General features: G+C 51.9%; 15 protein-coding genes. 3 read left to right on the forward strand and 12 right to left on the reverse strand.

The window, feature by feature from the left end:
• Positions 1-5 precede the first annotated feature (5 nt).
• Positions 6-431 carry a LysM peptidoglycan-binding domain-containing protein gene (locus tag IDM48_RS07895; protein ID WP_190616848.1) on the reverse strand — a complete coding sequence of 142 codons (426 nt, stop codon included), beginning with the start codon at positions 429-431 and terminating at the stop codon, positions 6-8.
• 245 nt (positions 432-676) lie between these two features.
• Here IDM48_RS07895 and lexA point away from each other — a divergent pair, with 245 nt between their 5' ends.
• The gene (gene lexA, locus IDM48_RS07900; protein WP_068168024.1) at positions 677-1,393 is read left to right on the forward strand and encodes a transcriptional repressor LexA; all 717 of its coding nucleotides are present in this window, start codon (positions 677-679) and stop codon (positions 1,391-1,393) included.
• A gap of 93 nt (positions 1,394-1,486) precedes the next feature.
• On the opposite strand, the gene IDM48_RS07905 is transcribed toward lexA, so the two are convergent.
• Together IDM48_RS07905 and hflX are read right to left on the reverse strand one after the other, a co-directional pair.
• Complete coding sequence (locus tag IDM48_RS07905; protein WP_190616850.1) at positions 1,487-3,550, reverse strand: ATP-dependent DNA helicase; 2,064 nt, start codon at positions 3,548-3,550, stop codon at positions 1,487-1,489.
• Complete coding sequence (gene hflX, locus IDM48_RS07910; protein ID WP_190616852.1) at positions 3,547-5,160, reverse strand: GTPase HflX; 1,614 nt, start codon at positions 5,158-5,160, stop codon at positions 3,547-3,549. Before hflX ends, IDM48_RS07905 begins: the two co-directional genes overlap by 4 nt.
• Positions 5,161-5,283: 123 nt before the next feature.
• Here hflX and IDM48_RS07915 point away from each other — a divergent pair, with 123 nt between their 5' ends.
• Positions 5,284-5,904 carry a class I SAM-dependent methyltransferase gene (locus IDM48_RS07915; protein ID WP_145174890.1) on the forward strand — a complete coding sequence of 207 codons (621 nt, stop codon included), beginning with the start codon at positions 5,284-5,286 and terminating at the stop codon, positions 5,902-5,904.
• Between the two features lie 50 nt (positions 5,905-5,954).
• On the opposite strand, the gene dapF is transcribed toward IDM48_RS07915, so the two are convergent.
• Genes dapF through miaB form a run of 3 tightly spaced genes read right to left on the reverse strand, consistent with a single transcriptional unit; the run spans position 5,955 to position 9,395 of the window.
• On the reverse strand, positions 5,955-6,881 hold the full coding sequence (gene dapF / locus IDM48_RS07920) for a diaminopimelate epimerase (protein ID WP_068168009.1): 927 nt from the start codon (positions 6,879-6,881) through the stop codon (positions 5,955-5,957).
• 37 nt (positions 6,882-6,918) lie between these two features.
• Positions 6,919-7,884 carry a tRNA (adenosine(37)-N6)-dimethylallyltransferase MiaA gene (miaA, locus tag IDM48_RS07925; protein WP_190616854.1) on the reverse strand — a complete coding sequence of 322 codons (966 nt, stop codon included), beginning with the start codon at positions 7,882-7,884 and terminating at the stop codon, positions 6,919-6,921.
• On the reverse strand, positions 7,884-9,395 hold the full coding sequence (miaB, locus tag IDM48_RS07930; protein ID WP_151146535.1) for a tRNA (N6-isopentenyl adenosine(37)-C2)-methylthiotransferase MiaB: 1,512 nt from the start codon (positions 9,393-9,395) through the stop codon (positions 7,884-7,886). The genes miaA and miaB overlap by 1 nt, the downstream gene beginning before the upstream one ends.
• Positions 9,396-9,429: 34 nt before the next feature.
• Here miaB and IDM48_RS07935 point away from each other — a divergent pair, with 34 nt between their 5' ends.
• Positions 9,430-10,551: a phosphotransferase gene (locus IDM48_RS07935; RefSeq protein ID WP_190616856.1), complete on the forward strand. Its 1,122-nt coding sequence runs from the start codon at positions 9,430-9,432 to the stop codon at positions 10,549-10,551.
• On the opposite strand, the gene IDM48_RS07940 is transcribed toward IDM48_RS07935, so the two are convergent.
• The 6 genes from IDM48_RS07940 to IDM48_RS07965 all read right to left on the reverse strand — a co-directional run bounded on the left by IDM48_RS07940 (position 10,532) and on the right by IDM48_RS07965 (position 15,484).
• On the reverse strand, positions 10,532-11,542 hold the full coding sequence (locus IDM48_RS07940) for a winged helix DNA-binding domain-containing protein (RefSeq protein WP_190616857.1): 1,011 nt from the start codon (positions 11,540-11,542) through the stop codon (positions 10,532-10,534). The two genes, IDM48_RS07935 and IDM48_RS07940, sit on opposite strands and share 20 nt — an antisense overlap.
• Before the next feature lie 11 nt (positions 11,543-11,553).
• A complete protein-coding gene (locus tag IDM48_RS07945; protein WP_190616859.1) occupies positions 11,554-12,531 on the reverse strand; it encodes a regulatory protein RecX in 978 nt (325 codons plus the stop codon).
• Positions 12,532-12,657: 126 nt separating this feature from the next.
• A complete protein-coding gene (recA, locus tag IDM48_RS07950; RefSeq protein WP_068167991.1) occupies positions 12,658-13,776 on the reverse strand; it encodes a recombinase RecA in 1,119 nt (372 codons plus the stop codon).
• A gap of 204 nt (positions 13,777-13,980) precedes the next feature.
• Positions 13,981-14,175, reverse strand: a complete 195-nt coding sequence (locus IDM48_RS07955) for a DUF3046 domain-containing protein (protein ID WP_338019221.1) — start codon at positions 14,173-14,175, stop codon at positions 13,981-13,983.
• Between the two features lie 151 nt (positions 14,176-14,326).
• The gene (locus tag IDM48_RS07960) at positions 14,327-14,779 is read right to left on the reverse strand and encodes a helix-turn-helix domain-containing protein (RefSeq protein WP_068167989.1); all 453 of its coding nucleotides are present in this window, start codon (positions 14,777-14,779) and stop codon (positions 14,327-14,329) included.
• 204 nt (positions 14,780-14,983) lie between these two features.
• Positions 14,984-15,484 (reverse strand): CinA family protein, encoded by a 501-nt coding sequence (locus IDM48_RS07965; protein WP_141669313.1) that lies wholly within the window; start codon positions 15,482-15,484, stop codon positions 14,984-14,986.
• Position 15,485: the final 1 nt, after the last annotated feature.

The raw sequence follows: 15,485 nt of genomic DNA on the forward strand, positions 1-15,485 counted from the left end.
TGCTCTTATTTCTCAGCATATAGAGGAATTTCTAACCGTTGCCCCGCATCGATAGAACTCCCCTTCAAATCATTAATTTCGATGATCTGTTGTACGACGTCGCGAGTATCAGCAGAAGTTTCAACTTCTAACGCAATATCCCATAGAGTTTGCCCACCCTGGACGGTAATTTCCTGCGTAACCACGCTGGAGGCTCCCTCTTTCCCTGCATGAGCTTCTGAAGGGTTAATAAGTGCGATGGCTCCCAGCACTATAAGCGCAGCTAATGTGATCAACGGCAATCCCCTGAAGAGAAGCTTTCCTCGGCGCGTAAGTTTCCAGCGCGGTGAAGGCTTAGAAGAAACCTTTTGTTGCGGACGAATTGGGGTGGAGCGGCGGGTAGAAGTCAATCGTTTGGGTGCCGCATGAGGCGAAAGCGAATATGCGCTCATGTGAACTCTCCTTTTGAGTGATGTGTGAGGCCCTTCGAACATTTGATTCGAATATCTGTTCGAAGGTCGTATATATGTTCTATCAGATAATTCGAACATAGTCGAGATTTATTAGAACAAATGTTTGGTTTTCGATGGGATTTGCATTAAAGTTGAGGGAAAGCACACCCTCTTTCTCGAACATGCAAGTTCTCTACATATTCTGCTGAGGGGGTCTGACAAGATAAGCATCAAGGAGAAACACTGTGAGCGACATCAAGAACCACGCTGACCCGAGCGCAAGCCCCGCAGCGCGCCGTCCGCTCACTGCGCGTCAACAGAAAATCCTCACGGCTATCTCGGAGGAAATCGAAACGCGCGGATACCCTCCTTCTATGCGAGAAATCGGAGACATCGTCGGGTTGGCTTCGCTGTCCTCGGTGACGCACCAGCTCAACCGTCTGGAAGAGTTGGGGTACATCAGACGTGATCCCAAACGACCTCGCGCTCTTGAAATTCTTAACGAGGAAGCTACCGAAGGAAAAACTGCTCCCACTGAATCGTTCGCTCAGCTCATTCAATTACCTCAGTTTGACCAGTCATCTGCCGAGACAGCGACCGTTCCTTTGGTAGGTCGAATCGCCGCTGGTGGCCCCATCACCGCCGAGCAGTCCATTGAAGATGTCATGACTCTCCCCCGCCAAATTGTAGGTAATGGAGAACTCTTCATGTTGCGCGTCAAGGGAGATTCAATGGTAGATGCCGCGATCTGCGATGGTGACTGGGTAGTAGTCCGCACCCAAAATACCGCCAACAATGGCGACATCGTGGCTGCGCTCTTGGACGATGAGGCAACGGTAAAGACGTTTCGCCAGCGAGATGGGCATACCTGGTTGTTGCCACAGAACACTCAATATGAGCCCATTCTTGGAGATCAAGCAACAATCATGGGCAAGGTAGTTTCGGTTCTCAGAAGCCTCTAATATATTTTTCAACCGCACAATGCGGGGCGCGAATTGAGTATTCGCGCCCCGCTTTGAGGTTAAATCAACGGACTTCCCCGTTCATTCCAGAGACTATTCTTTATTCACCGATGCTGCTAATCGTTCCAAAGCACCGATGACAATTTCAGTACGTTGCGTCGTCCAAAACGGCGGTAGCGCTCGCACAATATACGAACCGTAGCGTTGGGTTGCTATGCGTGAATCCAGAACAGCGACGACGCCGCGGTCCCCCACCGAACGAATCAATCGTCCGGCCCCCTGAGCCATGCGGATAGCCGCATGATAAGCAGAAACAGCCATAAAACCGTTTCCGCCATTCTGTGCAACGGCACGGGTGCGTGCGGCAGACAGCGGATCGTCGGGCCGAGGAAACGGAATGCGATCCATCATCACTAGTCGACACGAATCACCGGGTACATCAACGCCTTGCCAGAGACTCATGGTGCCAAAGAGACAGGAATTAACATCCTCTGAAAATTCTTTCACCAAAGCGCGCAGAGAGGACTCCCCCTGCACCAAAATATTCAAATCGGTATGTTCGCGCACGTACTCTGCAGCTAATTCGGCTGCACGTTTGGACGAAAATAAACCGAGCGCGCCGCCGCGGGATGCTTCTACTAACTCCACTACTCGCTGGAGCTGTTCTTCGGAAATACCACGCCCAGGTTTGGGCAAGTCGGAGGCTAGATATAGAACTCCCTGTTTGGGGTAATCAAAGGGAGACCCCACGTCGATACCTTCCCAGCGCGGTGCGCCCTGGCCTTGCAACCCGAGGGCGCCTGCAGCCGCATCGAATGACTCACCTACGGTGAGAGTTGCCGAGGTAAGAACCGCAGTTCTACCGTCAAATAATCCTTCGCGTAAGCGCCCCGCTACTGAAAGCGGTGCTACGTTCAAGGTCGCAGGATCAGAATCATCGGCAGCTATGTATCCCCGTCCTGGTTCCCAGGACCCCTGGCGGGATACCCATACCACCTCGTGTTCATCATTGACGCCCAGCATTCGTTCGGCAAGTTCTAGCACCTCAGTGACTTTGGCGCGTGCCATCTGTCTGCCAGCGTCCGTATTTTTAGAATCTGACTTGGTGTCAGAAAGGGCCGCGCGAGCAGAATCTCGTACTGCCTGTAGTGCTGATGCAACTCGCGGCGGTAACCCCTTGGGCAGCAATTCGGCAGGCACACCATCGAGAGCCTGGTCTAATGCCCGTCCGGCTTGTTCAAGAGGTTCATGGCTAGCCTTGGTATGCTTGCGAAGAGACCTCGCCGCTGAAGAAATCATCAGTGGAGAGAGTGCACCTGTCACCGCGCCGGTCACCCGATCAGCAAGCTCATGGGCCTCATCAATAATCACGACTTCGTGCTCGGGCAAAACGCCGATACCTTCAAAAGCGTTAATGGCTAGTAAGGCATGATTGGTAATCACAATGTCGGATTCAGATGCCCGGGCACGAGCTAACTCGCTAAAGCATGACTCCACCAAAGGACACCGCTTACCTAAGCATTCTGCAGAAGAGACAGAAACCTGCCGCCATGCGCGATCCGATACACCGGGCATCAACTCGTCGCGGTCACCGGTATCTGTAGTGTCCACCCATTTCCGCAAACGTAAAATTTCTTCGCCGAGTTTTCCCGTAGAACCCGTGGAAGTATCCATGTCAAAAAGGGTTTCTCCCTCATCTTCGGGATATCCACCTTCTACCTTGTGCAAGCAGGCATAATTATTACGCCCCTTGAGAATAGCAACTTCTGTTTCGCTTTCCGGTTGCCCCTCCACTGACTCTAAGAGTCGAGGAATATCACGGTTAACAATTTGTGATTGCAGCGCGAGCGTTGCAGTTGCCACGATGATGGGTTTATCGCTTGTTTGCGCATAATGAAGCGCAGGCACCAAATATCCTAAGGATTTACCGGTGCCCGTTCCTGCTTGCACCAGCAAGTGCCGATCCGTCTCTAAAGCCTGCGCAACATGGGCTGCCATAGTACGCTGTCCCGGGCGGTTTTGCCCGCCGCTGGATGCCACAGCACTATCCAAGAGTTCGAGCACAGGCTGCGCCCCGGGCAGAGTTTCTGGCTCTAACCCGGTGGGCGCGAGCACGTCGCCTTCTCGCTGGTTTGCCAAGGATTCAGATTCGCTCATGCGCGATGAGTCTCCACCGCTCCAGCCTGCTGTGCTGCTTCAATCTCGGGTTGCAGAACCTCTAGAAGGTCTTCCTCTAGATTGTATTCCTGCAGTTCAGAGGCAACTTCCTCTCGCACGAGAGCACGGACGAACGTACCATCGGAGACGAAAGCAGTCTGAAGAATCTCAGCGTCCCATTCGTGCAAGCGGGAAACAATCTCACCGTGTGCATAGGGGATCAGCATATTGAGTTCGATAGAGGGACGCGGAATAGTATCTGCAATGAGCTGCTTAAGCTCTTCTATGCCCTCGCCAGTACGCGCCGAGACTACAACAGTGTTGGATTCTCGCTGGCGTACTCGTTCAATCACAAATGGATCAGCAGCATCAGCCTTATTGAGCGCGATGATTTCAGGAATATCCTGGGCATCGACCTCTGCCATAACCTCACGAACAGCTTTAATCTGCCCCTCAGGGTCAGGGTGAGATGCATCGACCACGTGAACAATGACGTCTGACTCCGCTACCTCTTCCAGAGTAGAGCGGAAAGCTTCCACCAATTGCGTAGGAAGAGAGCGAACGAAACCCACGGTATCGGAGAGCGTATAGCCCACTCCATCGGGGGTCTCTGCCTTGCGGACAGTAGGATCCAAAGTGGCAAACAAGGCGTTCTCAACCAGTACCCCGGCGTCCGTCAGGCGGTTCAAAAGGGAAGATTTACCGGCGTTGGTGTATCCAGCAATAGCAACTGAGGGCACACGGTTACGACGGCGATTAAGACGCTTGGTTTCACGAGCCGGTTCCATCGCGGCAATCTCACGGCGCAATTTTGCCATGCGAGCACGCAGACGACGGCGGTCCATTTCAATCTTTGTTTCACCGGGGCCACGGGAGCCGATACCTTCGCCACCTGCTGCACGACCGCCAGCCTGACGGGACAGAGAAGCACCCCAGCCGCGCAAGCGAGGCAGCATGTACTCTAGCTGAGCCAGCTCAACCTGGGCTTTACCTTCACGAGATTTAGCATGCTGAGCAAAAATATCTAAAATCAGCGCGGTACGGTCAATAACTTTGACCTTCACAATATCTTCTAGGGCACGACGCTGAGAGGGGGCAAGTTCTGAGTCAACGATGACTGTATCGGCACCGGTGCTCTGAACGATATCTCGCAACTCCAGTGCTTTGCCCGAGCCCAGGAATGTGCCCGGATCCGGTTTCATGCGCCGCTGAACGATGCCGTCAAGTACTTCCGAACCGGCAGTTTCAGCGAGTGCGGCAAGCTCACGCAAGGAATTCTCGGCGTCGGTAACGGTACCTTCGGTCCAAAGCCCTGCCAGGACTACGCGTTCCAGGCGAAGCTGGCGGTACTCGACTTCGGTGACGTCTTCGAGTTCAGTAGATAGACCAGCTACTCGGCGAAGAGCCCGACGCTCTTCAAGTTCTTCCTGATCGCCATCGAATGAGGAATGTTCTGGCTGGTTGGAGGATAGTTCGCGTGCGCGTTCATCGAGCACCGAGCTTTCCTGAAAATTTTGTGTTGAGCGACCCAAAACGCGGTCAACGGTTTCACGCAGCAGTTCGTCACTGGGAACGTTGGTGGTTTTGGATAACGAATCGTGGTTGCTCATAGTTCCTTTCGTCAGGTGTTCTTTCCATTTTAGTCTCTAAGCGGTGGTTTTGGGTCGCGTGTTTTCTCACAGCGAGGGGACAAAGTTTCAGATGAGAAGATACTTTCCCGTAAAGTATTTTTTATGTCTGTTGAGCATTATTTTTCTTCTGATCCCCAGGGAGATTTCACGCCAAAACAGGTGAGTGTGGAGCTTGCCGAAGAGCGTGTTTCTGTGGTGACTGCCTCGGGGATTTTTAGCCCTGCGGGCATTGATAAAGGTACCGCCATTTTGTTGGCGGAAGCTCCTGAGCCTTCCGGTTCTACCGTCCTCGATATTGGTACCGGCTGGGGTCCTATTTCACTTACCTTGGCAAAGAAACTCCCTCTGGCGAGAGTCATCGGAGTTGAAGTCAACCAACGATCTGCTGAACTAACGAGAATGAATGCTGAGCGGCTAGGGTTGAGCAATATTGAGGTATTCGCGCCTTCAGACGTGCCTGGAGATCTTCAATTTGACACTATTTGGTCGAACCCGCCCATCCGTGTGGGCAAAGATGTGCTCCACGATATTTTACGGACGTGGCTCCCCCGCCTTGCGCCCCAGGGGTGTGCTTATCTGGTGGTACAGAAGAACTTGGGGGCAGACTCTCTGCAAAAATGGATTGCTAAGGAGCTAGATTCGGTGGACGCAGGCACGTTTGAGGTCTCCCGCTACGCTACTGCCAAAGGATTCCGCATCCTCGAAGTCGTAAGGAGCGCTTAGAGAGGAACAACGGGAAAGAGCTATTTTTTGGTGCTCTTCCCCGCTGAAAATTAGAGTGTTATTTTGCCGGTCATTTCTGCAGGACCAGCTAGCACCACATGCTCAAGTTCATCAGGACCGAGCACAAAAGTAATCGCCAATGTGCCGCCTGGGACATGAACCAACCACTCGTCGGGGGCGTCTTCTCCACCCCAGAACCGAGTCGCTGCAGCAGCAGCACACGCCCCGGTTCCGCAGGAAAGGGTTTCGCCCACTCCACGTTCGTGAACACGCATTCTAATGGCACCAACATTCGCCTGACCGGTTTCCGCTTCGGTGTCCTCAATTTCTTCGGGAACAACAAACTCGACGTTAGTGCCGTTAGGCGGAATCGGAGATACGGTGGGAGCAACATCCAAGCCGAGGCCCTCAAGTTTGCCGTCAGAACCCAGCGCAACAACAGTATGAGGATTACCCATGCTGATGGAAACACCGGGACGGTTGGTTTTCAGTCCGCGCGCGCTCACCATGCAGTCGGCACCAGTATCACGAGCGGCGTCGCCGTCGATAAATCCCCAGGGACCCATGTCGATGGCGTAACCCGAATCAGTTCGACCAACCGACTTGACACCGGCTCGGGTACCAATCTGGATTCGTTCACCGACTTCCAGGGAAATCAGGTTCTCCGTCCGCAGATACTCAACGAATGCTCGTACCCCGTTTCCACACATCTCAGAGATTGAACCATCCGAATTGCGATAGTCCATAAACCACTGCTCAGAAGGTGCATCGGCGTCAAAAGTTGTAGCCATCGTGGCGCGAATCAAACCATCGGCACCGATTCCGAAATGGCGATCGCATACCTGCGCCACCACATCCGCATCTATATTGAGAACGCCCTCAGGATCGGTAACAAAAATAAAATCGTTACCGGTACCGTGCCCCTTCGTCAGAGGTACGCTAGTGAGATCTCCCCACTTTTTCTGGTGTGTTCCCACGGATAGTCCTTTCGATAGCGCTGTCTTTTTTAGTATTCTACGGGGTTTCGTTCTTTCGCGCGTATGTCTGAGAACGGATGATTTCTAAGGCTTTAGACGTCTTTTGGCTGTCATTCCAGTCCAACCAATTCACTCTAGGATCTGCATTGAACCATGTAATTTGACGACGGGCGAACTGACGGGTTGCCACTGCCGTGTCTTCGATGGCGTCTTCCACCGTGTATATATCCTCTTGCGAGCGCTGGCTTTCAAGAACCCGTAAGAATTCGCGATAGCCTATTGCCCTAGAGGCAGTCTTTCCCTCGCGCAGACCCTGGGCTTCTAGCTTTTCGACCTCGTGAAGCAGCCCTTGCTGCGCCATCATCTCCACTCTGCGGTGAATACGCTGATGAAGCTCAGCCCGGTCACCGTTGAGACCGATTTGCACAGCCGGCTGAACGTACTGACGCTGGGGCATAAAGGAAGTGAAAGTCCGACCGGTCACCTCCCACACTTCCAAAGCACGAATGAGGCGGCGATCATCTTTTACCTGCGCCGCTGATTCCGGGTCAACCTCCTGTAGACGGGCATGAAGTACTCCCCTGCCCTTTTGCTCCAGTTCTTGCTCCAATGCTTTACGGACTGCAGGGTCTGTCTCGGGAAATTCTAAATGATCCAGCGCAGCCCGCACGTAGAGACCAGAGCCACCCACCAAAATCGGTAGCTTTCCCCGACCTTGAATATCTGCCATCAGTTCTCTGCACCGCTGTTGAAAAACCGCGACAGAAGCTTCTTCTCGCACGTCCAAAATATCCAGAAAATGATGGGGCACGCCCTTCATCTCCTCGGCAGATATTTTTGCGGTTCCAATATCCATGCCCCGGTAAAACTGCATGGAATCAGCATTAATACACTCCCCATCCAACTCCCGTGCGATTTCGACCGCCAAATCTGATTTACCGCTGGCCGTTGGGCCCACGATTGACACCACGGGAAATTGACTCGAAGAAAATTCGCTGGACATTATTGGCGGAAGGTGGGGAAGCCCAGGTTGACGGCGCCACCAGAAACCTGGGTGGTTCCGGTTCCACAGGAATCTGCTTGTGAACGATCCCAAGCATCACCAGCACGGGAACGGCGCACCGAATACTGTTCTGCGGTGGGATCAGAAATCAGGTGGAAGGAGCCTGCCTCAGTGACAGGCACGGTCACAAAGTCACCGGGTCGGGGAATCTCGGCGCCTTCAGGAACCGAAAAATGCACCAGACGCATATCTGGGGTGCGGCCTGCCAGACGGTGAGTTTCATCAGCCTTACGCCCCTTCTCGGCTGTAACCATCAGTTCCACCGTCTTACCCAGCTGCTTCTTATTCTCTTCACCCGCTATGCGATCCTGCAAAGCGGTCAGTCGTTCGTAGCGTTCTTGTACGACGTCCTTGGGAACCTGGTTTTCCATGGTAGCAGCGGGAGTGCCGGGGCGAATCGAATACTGGAAAGTGAACGCGGAAGAGAAACGGGATTCTTCCACCACGCGCATAGTTTCCTGGAAATCTTCTTCGGTTTCACCAGGGAACCCAACGATGATATCCGTGGTGATGGCAGCCTCTGGCATCTTGGCGCGTACTCGTTCCAAAATACCCAGGAACTTCTTGGACCGATAGGAGCGCTTCATATCTTTAAGCACCTTATCTGAGCCAGATTGAAGGGGCATATGAAGCACAGGCATCACGTTAGGAGTCTCTGCCATAGCGTCAATGACGTCATCGGTAAACATCGCCGGGTGGGGGGAGGTAAAACGAACTCGTTCAAGCCCCTCAATATTTCCGCAAGCCCGCAACAACTTAGAGAACGCCTGTCGGTCCCCGAACTCCACACCATAGGAATTCACGTTCTGACCAAGCAGCGTTACTTCCACCGCGCCGTCGTCCACCAAAGCCTGAACTTCAGCCAAAATATCGCCGGGGCGACGGTCTTTTTCTTTGCCTCGCAGCGAAGGAACGATACAGAAAGTGCAGGTGTTATTGCAACCTACAGAAATGGAAACCCAGCCCGAATAGACGTGATCACGCTTAGTCGGCAAAGTAGAGGGAAAGACTTCCAAAGACTCCAGCAATTCGGCTTGCGCCTCGTGATTATGGCGAGCGCGTTCCAGCAGAGTAGGTAGCGAGCCAATATTGTGGGTGCCAAACACGACGTCGACCCACGGCGCACGCTTGAGAATAGTGTCCTGGTCTTTCTGCGCTAGACAACCACCCACGGCAATCTGCATGTCCTCATTTTTACGCTTTGCAGGAGCAAGCATGCCAAGGTTGCCATACAGTTTGTTGTCGGCATTCTCACGTACGGCGCAGGTATTGAAAACCACCAGATCGGGAGTTTCCCCCTCTTGCACCGGCACATAGCCGCTGGATTCGAGCAACCCACTCATGCGTTCGGAGTCGTGCACGTTCATCTGACAACCGAAAGTGCGCACCTCATAGGTACGGATTTTTTCGGCGGATTCAGGATTGGTTGATTCAGAAAGATTCAAAGTCACCGTTCAAGGTTACTAGATAGGCGATAATGGCTCTATGGTCCACGAGTCACTCACCGATGGTTTTTCCTCACTTTGCGAGAAATCCTGCGCACTCTATGAGCTTCAACCCGGTGATTCGCCGGTAATGACTCCTAAATTTCGTGCGCTTCTTCAAATGATGGTCACTTTGGGAGCTACGCGCTTGGAGGCAGGTGCATTAGAAAATATAGAGATTCTCTCCGCTGGAATGCGCTCCGTGGTGGTCAGGGGAGATTTCGAGAGGCAGTCTGCGATTCTCAAATATTTTCGGCGAAAAGACTCTGCTGTTAATTCCGGTGGTTTTGGGTATTTACGTGAAAAGCACGGCTTGATATGCCTCAATGACACGGTGCCAGGTTCTTTTTCGCGACTACTTTTTGCCGAGGACTCCCAGCGGGTCTTAGGTATTGAATATGTACCGGGGCGTTCCCTCGCTGACTACTTTCTCGATTCCGCTCAGGCTCAGGCAGCTCTTTCCTCCTGGATTGATTTTTGGACGCCGTTCGCTCAGCAAAATTCCTCGCAAACAAAAGGTGCCATATTTGATTTTGCCCATCGTCTCGCTCAAGCTGATCCGGCGGCGTCGACCCCCGGTATGATTGCATCCCCGCAGATGGCCTTGAAAGGGTTGATTAAGCTCGTCGAGCAGCGGAAAATCCCCGGCAGGGTCGGTGAATCTCTCACACCAATCGAGCTGGATCAGCTGCAACAGCAGTTAAAAAGCATAGTTTTTCCACCTCGTTCTGAGCTTACGATTCTATCGTCGGGAGATTTCTCACCGCATAACATTCTCATCACAGATTTAGAGAACCCCTCCGGCTCCAACATGGGTAGTCGGGGAATCGACGCCGAAGGTTCTGCTATCCACCACCGATATCTACCGCTGGCAGAAATGCTCTTAGGGTTTCCATCTGCCGACGATTCTGGCCGTTACTCGCGTTTTGTGTCGTCCACCTGGTGGCTTGATAGCGCTCGCACGTTGTATGAAAGAGCTTTTGGCTATCCTGGTTATCAAATGCTCACCGACCCGCTTTTAGGGGCAACCATCCTCACCGTTCAGTGTGTCTTAGCTGAACAGGGGCAAAACATCTCGGTACCGCAAACAGTAACAGCTCTTACTACGCCGTTCGACCTATAACGGTTCCGTTTTTCACCGTAAAGTTCCAACTTATCCCGTTCATGGTGAGAACCTCGTGACGGATTTCAGATGCCATAGTAAAAGATTTGTCGCTATACCCCAGCAAATATTCGTCAAATGCGGGTAAATAAAAAGTTCTTTCTAGCGCCTGCTCTAGTTCTTCTGCAGTAATATTCAGCTGCCAGGAGGGCGCAAAATATTCGACATCCCCTATGACCATAGGGACGCAGTTCTCCGCTGACTTCAGGGCGGTGGTGGACTCCCGTTTGGTCAAGCCTGACCACCACGCCAAGTCGCTGACCGTCACGGGGCCGTGTCCATTGACATAACGCGTTCCCAGTTCTGCGAGAGCCTGTCCTGCAGGGAGATGTCGCTGATTAACGCGTAAACGATCGATGTGTTGAAAAGTCTCCCGGTACCCGGCGAGGCTCCCCTGCACCATATCGCCTAGTCCACCGAAGGCTCTGAGAAGATGAGGACCGCGCCCATCAGCGGTACTCACTCCGGCGTCTTCAAAAACTCGATAGGCGTCCCGGCGTTCTAATACTTCACCCGTCTTCAAATTCAGCAGATGCGCATAAAGCGCTTCACGAGCTCGTTCGAAATCTCCTTCAACAAATCCGAGACCATGCCGACGCTTAGCTGCTGCGGCTTCGATGCGCGGGGAACACAGGTGCATTAGCCAGCGAGCATCTTGGGCATCGAGAAAATGTAAAGTACCCCGCATGGGCCAAGCACGCACAATCTCATGATTTGCTACTGCTTCATGTACCAGAGCATCTGTTGCCTCGATATCCTGCCCTGACGCCTCACCGTTTTCAACGCGCAGTGCGATAGCGCGGATACCCGCTTTATATGTTTGCCCCTGAAGAGCCAGCAGGTGACGAATTACGTGCACAGGATTCTTCAACGCAGGTCTTGCATTCGAACCCGCCAGCCCTTGAGCAATCAGACGGCGCGCTTGCAGCTCATGTTCTGGCAAAAGAGTCATTGCAATGGTCCTTAGAAAAAATAATCATCTGTATCAGCTGATTCGATACCATTATCTTCGATGAAGCGGTTAATTTCTTCTTTGACTACGCTAAATGCCATAGAAGAGGGGTATCCCTTACGTGCCAACATGCTGACCAACCGGCGCATAATCTTGTCTTTTTCTTTACGGTCAAAGAAATCCATGGACGGGCGCATTTTCTTACGGACTAGCTCATGAGCGTCGGCTCGCTCGTCTTCCTCGGTTCGTTGTTCCAGAGCGACCTCAGCTAATTCACCGTTAACACCTTTTTCGCGGAGTTCCCGGCGAATTGCCGTCTTAGAAAGTTTCTTGACGTTCGCTCGCGTCCGCACATACATGTGAGCGAATTCTTCATCGTTAATCAGTTTGACAGCTTCAAAACGGTCTAAAACATCTTGAGCGGTGTCCTCGCTGATTTCTTTATCTCTAAGTTTCTTTTCCAGTTGCGCCCGCGATTTTGCTGACGCCGCTAGCTGATTAAGAACGATGTTTTTCGCCTGCGTAAATTCGGATTCGGGTTCTCTGCTGCGCCCCCGTCGTTGCCCCCTGCTGGTGTTTCCTTGAATTAGAGGGGATTCGGTTTCGGCTAGCCGGCTATCTGCACGAAATTGAACGCTTGATGAGGTGCGTTTCTTCTGTGGAATCTTCTCTGGAGGTTCCGCTCCAAATGCCGGAGCAAACGGCGATTTGGGATTAGTCTTCGGTTTCCTAAAACCTTTCTTATACCCCTCCCTATACCTCTTGCGGGGCCGAGCTCCCGAGAGTTTCTGAGAAGCGGAATAAGCCGTTAGGAGTTTCTTCTGAGAGTTTTCTTTCTCTGAAGGCGCTGCAGATGGGGTTGCTTTCCCCGTATAGGGAGTTCCTACCGAGTCGCTCGGTGCTCCTGAGGTATTTCCTCGCCCCGGTAAATCTTCGTGTTCGCCGAGGGCGGCAGGGTGCCATGCAGGAAAGTCATTCGTTTCAGCCATACTTTCCTCCCCCACTTTCTTAAAATCCAGCGCATTCAAAACGGTGAGGCAGGGGCGCTCCCCTGCCTCACCGTTGAGAAGCTTTATTCAACTTATTCGGGCAAAACCATACCCTCAAGCGTTACTTTAGAAGTTCTCGCTCACTGCATCCAATGGATCAATATCCTCAGAGAACTCATCCGCGACGTCAGCGCTCTCTTCTTCTTCATCAGACTCAATAATGCCAAGCTTCACCAGAGTTTTGTACTTGATTTCCTCGGCAAGCTCAGGATTATCCTTCAAGAAACGACGGACATTTTCTTTACCTTGACCCAGCTGATCGCCTTCATAGGTAAACCAAGCACCGGACTTCTTGACGATGTTGTTTTCAACGCCCATGTCAATAATGCCGCCCTCAATGGAAATACCTTCGCCATAGAGAATATCGAATTCAGCCTGCTTGAAGGGCGGAGCCATCTTGTTCTTCACAATCTTGGCACGGGTGCGGTTACCGATGGGGTTAGCACCATCTTTCAAAGTTTCGATACGACGGATATCAATACGAACCGACGCGTAGAACTTCAAGGCTTTACCACCGGTAGTGGTTTCGGGAGAACCGAAGAAAACACCAATTTTTTCACGCAACTGGTTAATGAAGATGGCGGTGGTACCGGTCTGCGCCAAACGGCCGGTGATCTTACGCAAAGCCTGCGACATCAATCGTGCCTGGAGGCCCACGTGGGAATCGCCCATTTCGCCTTCAATTTCTGCGCGAGGAACCAAAGCTGCAACTGAGTCAACCACGATGATGTCAACAGAGCCTGAACCCACCAACATGTCCATGATTTCCAAAGCTTGCTCACCGGTATCAGGCTGAGACACCAACAATGCGTCTGTATCAACGCCCAACTTAGCAGCGTAAATAGGATCGAGCGCGTGCTCGGCGTCGATAAAGGCAGCAATACCGCCTTCTTTCTGAACGCTAGCAACGGCGTGCAAAGCTACAGTGGTCTTACCTGAAGATTCAGGACCATAAATTTCTACGACGCGACCACGAGGCAACCCCCCAATTCCCAATGCGGCATCCAGAGACAGTGCGCCAGTGGAGATAGTTTCAACTTTCACGGCTTCTTTATCGCCCAGACGCATGACTGCGCCCTTGCCATAATTCTTATCGATTTGAGCCATGACGGCTTCAAGAGCTTTTTCGCGCCCCTCTTCTGAAACTCGGCTGACCTGCTGGGTTGTGCGGGATTTAGCTGCCATTATGTATAACCTCACTTGGTTTCTGTGATGGAAGTTTTGCTTCTGACACCACAGTAAGCGCAACGACTGACAATTTAAGGCCTTTTTCGAAATCTGTGGATAAATCCGACCTAAAAATTGAACTTTTTTCTATCTGTGGAAAACTTTACCGGTTTTCGAACATATTTTCTAGTATTCGAACTTAATTAGAACAAAATAACCAATCTAAGACTTTGGGGGAATATCTGGACCCCACCTACGCTCCGGTGGTATCTCCTGCATGGTGCATACAGCAAGCCATACCGCCCGCACGTCTTCTCCGCGGTTAAGCGCTTCTTGAACAGTAACGTTATTGAATTCGGGAAGCACGAGGTCTCGTGCCAGTACTCTCGAATATGAGGGTGTAAATTCATAATCCATCAGAGACCAAAATTCACTGAGTTTCACAGCAACCCTTCCCTTTTAGGTACTTCTCAACCATGCTTTGTCATAAAAACTGCACGCCCATGATTCATGAACGTGCAGTCTAGAAGATTGAGGCGGCGAGAACCACCTTCAAACATCCCCATAATTATCGAGTGGGGCTCAAAGTAGGCTCGCCTGAAGGAATATCCTTGGAAGAAGTAGCGGAAACACCGTATTCACGCTTGAACTGTTCAGAGAACTCAGCGGGAACCGTATCGGGAACATTGAAGCCTTCTTCAACAGCCATACGCTCTGAAACCTCTGCAAGCATCTGAGAGAGAGGAATCTCCAGTGCCTGACAGATAGAAGCGAGCAGTTCAGAAGAAGCTTCTTTCTGACCGCGTTCCACTTCACTGAGATAGCCCAATGAGACTCGAGCCGAATGAGAGACTTCGCGCAACGTACGATTCTGACGCTGACGAACATCACGAAGCACTTCACCAATAGCGTGACGCAACAGGATTACCTTGGGCTCGCGCGAGGTGGGTGCAGTATTTGCGGACTGACCCACATCCTTCCAACGGACGACACCGTTTACGGATACGGGTTGCTTAGTCATTTTTATACCTAACTCCTGGTATTCATGCTCAGATGCCTGAGCGCTTCTAATAGCCTAACTGATTTCAGATAATAAGCAAGATTATTTTATTCTTCAGAAATCTTTTCTATTCACTGAAGCCTTGCATTTAATACAACAGCACGTACCTGTGTTTTCATTCCCCTAAATTCAAAAAATTCTCTGGGTATTTCCTGAGAGAAGGCCTTAGGGGGACGCTGGGCTGGAAGATATCAGTGCGCCCAGTAGTAGATGAAGAGCATCTTCTGCAGCTTGAAGTCGAATCTCTCGGCGATCACCCGAATATTGTTGCTCCACGCTTCGGGAACCTTCGGGAGTAAGAATACCTAAATAGACCCTGCCCACGGGTTTACCGTCATGCGGTGCTGGCCCAGCCACGCCCGTCGTCGAAATAGCAAATTCTGCACCGCATACTCTAGCGGCGCCCTGCGCCATCTGCTCCGCTACCAGAGGGTCCACCGAACCTTGTTCTGCAAGCAACTCTTCTTCAACACCAAGCACCGTTTGCTTGACCTCATTGGCATAAGAAATGACGCCGCCGTAATAAGTAGCGGAGGCACCAGGTACTGTACAGAGAAAATTACCCAGCATGCCCCCGGTCAAAGATTCAGCAGTGGCAAGGTGAACCCCTCTCGCAGTTGCAGCTTCAATAACCTCTCGAGCAAGCTCTTCCAATTCGGCCATCATA

This window comes from Rothia amarae (assembly GCF_014705945.2).
Classification (GTDB): Bacteria; Actinomycetota; Actinomycetes; order Actinomycetales; family Micrococcaceae; genus Rothia; species Rothia amarae.

Bases quoted from the DNA above. Each gene is read 5' to 3' on its own strand.
- recA (WP_068167991.1), bottom strand. From the start codon at position 13,776: ATGGCAGCTAAATCCCGCACAACCCAGCAGGTCAGCCGAGTTTCAGAA.
- hflX (WP_190616852.1), bottom strand. From the start codon at position 5,160: ATGAGCAACCACGATTCGTTATCCAAAACCACCAACGTTCCCAGTGAC.
- IDM48_RS07940 (WP_190616857.1), bottom strand. From the start codon at position 11,542: ATGACTCTTTTGCCAGAACATGAGCTGCAAGCGCGCCGTCTGATTGCT.
- IDM48_RS07945 (WP_190616859.1), bottom strand. From the start codon at position 12,531: ATGGCTGAAACGAATGACTTTCCTGCATGGCACCCTGCCGCCCTCGGC.
- miaA (WP_190616854.1), bottom strand. From the start codon at position 7,884: ATGTCCAGCGAATTTTCTTCGAGTCAATTTCCCGTGGTGTCAATCGTG.
- IDM48_RS07905 (WP_190616850.1), bottom strand. From the start codon at position 3,550: ATGAGCGAATCTGAATCCTTGGCAAACCAGCGAGAAGGCGACGTGCTC.
- IDM48_RS07965 (WP_141669313.1), bottom strand. From the start codon at position 15,484: ATGATGGCCGAATTGGAAGAGCTTGCTCGAGAGGTTATTGAAGCTGCA.
- IDM48_RS07955 (WP_338019221.1), bottom strand. From the start codon at position 14,175: ATGGATTATGAATTTACACCCTCATATTCGAGAGTACTGGCACGAGAC.
- IDM48_RS07915 (WP_145174890.1), top strand. From the start codon at position 5,284: ATGTCTGTTGAGCATTATTTTTCTTCTGATCCCCAGGGAGATTTCACG.
- IDM48_RS07935 (WP_190616856.1), top strand. From the start codon at position 9,430: ATGGTCCACGAGTCACTCACCGATGGTTTTTCCTCACTTTGCGAGAAA.
- IDM48_RS07895 (WP_190616848.1), bottom strand. From the start codon at position 431: ATGAGCGCATATTCGCTTTCGCCTCATGCGGCACCCAAACGATTGACT.
- IDM48_RS07960 (WP_068167989.1), bottom strand. From the start codon at position 14,779: ATGACTAAGCAACCCGTATCCGTAAACGGTGTCGTCCGTTGGAAGGAT.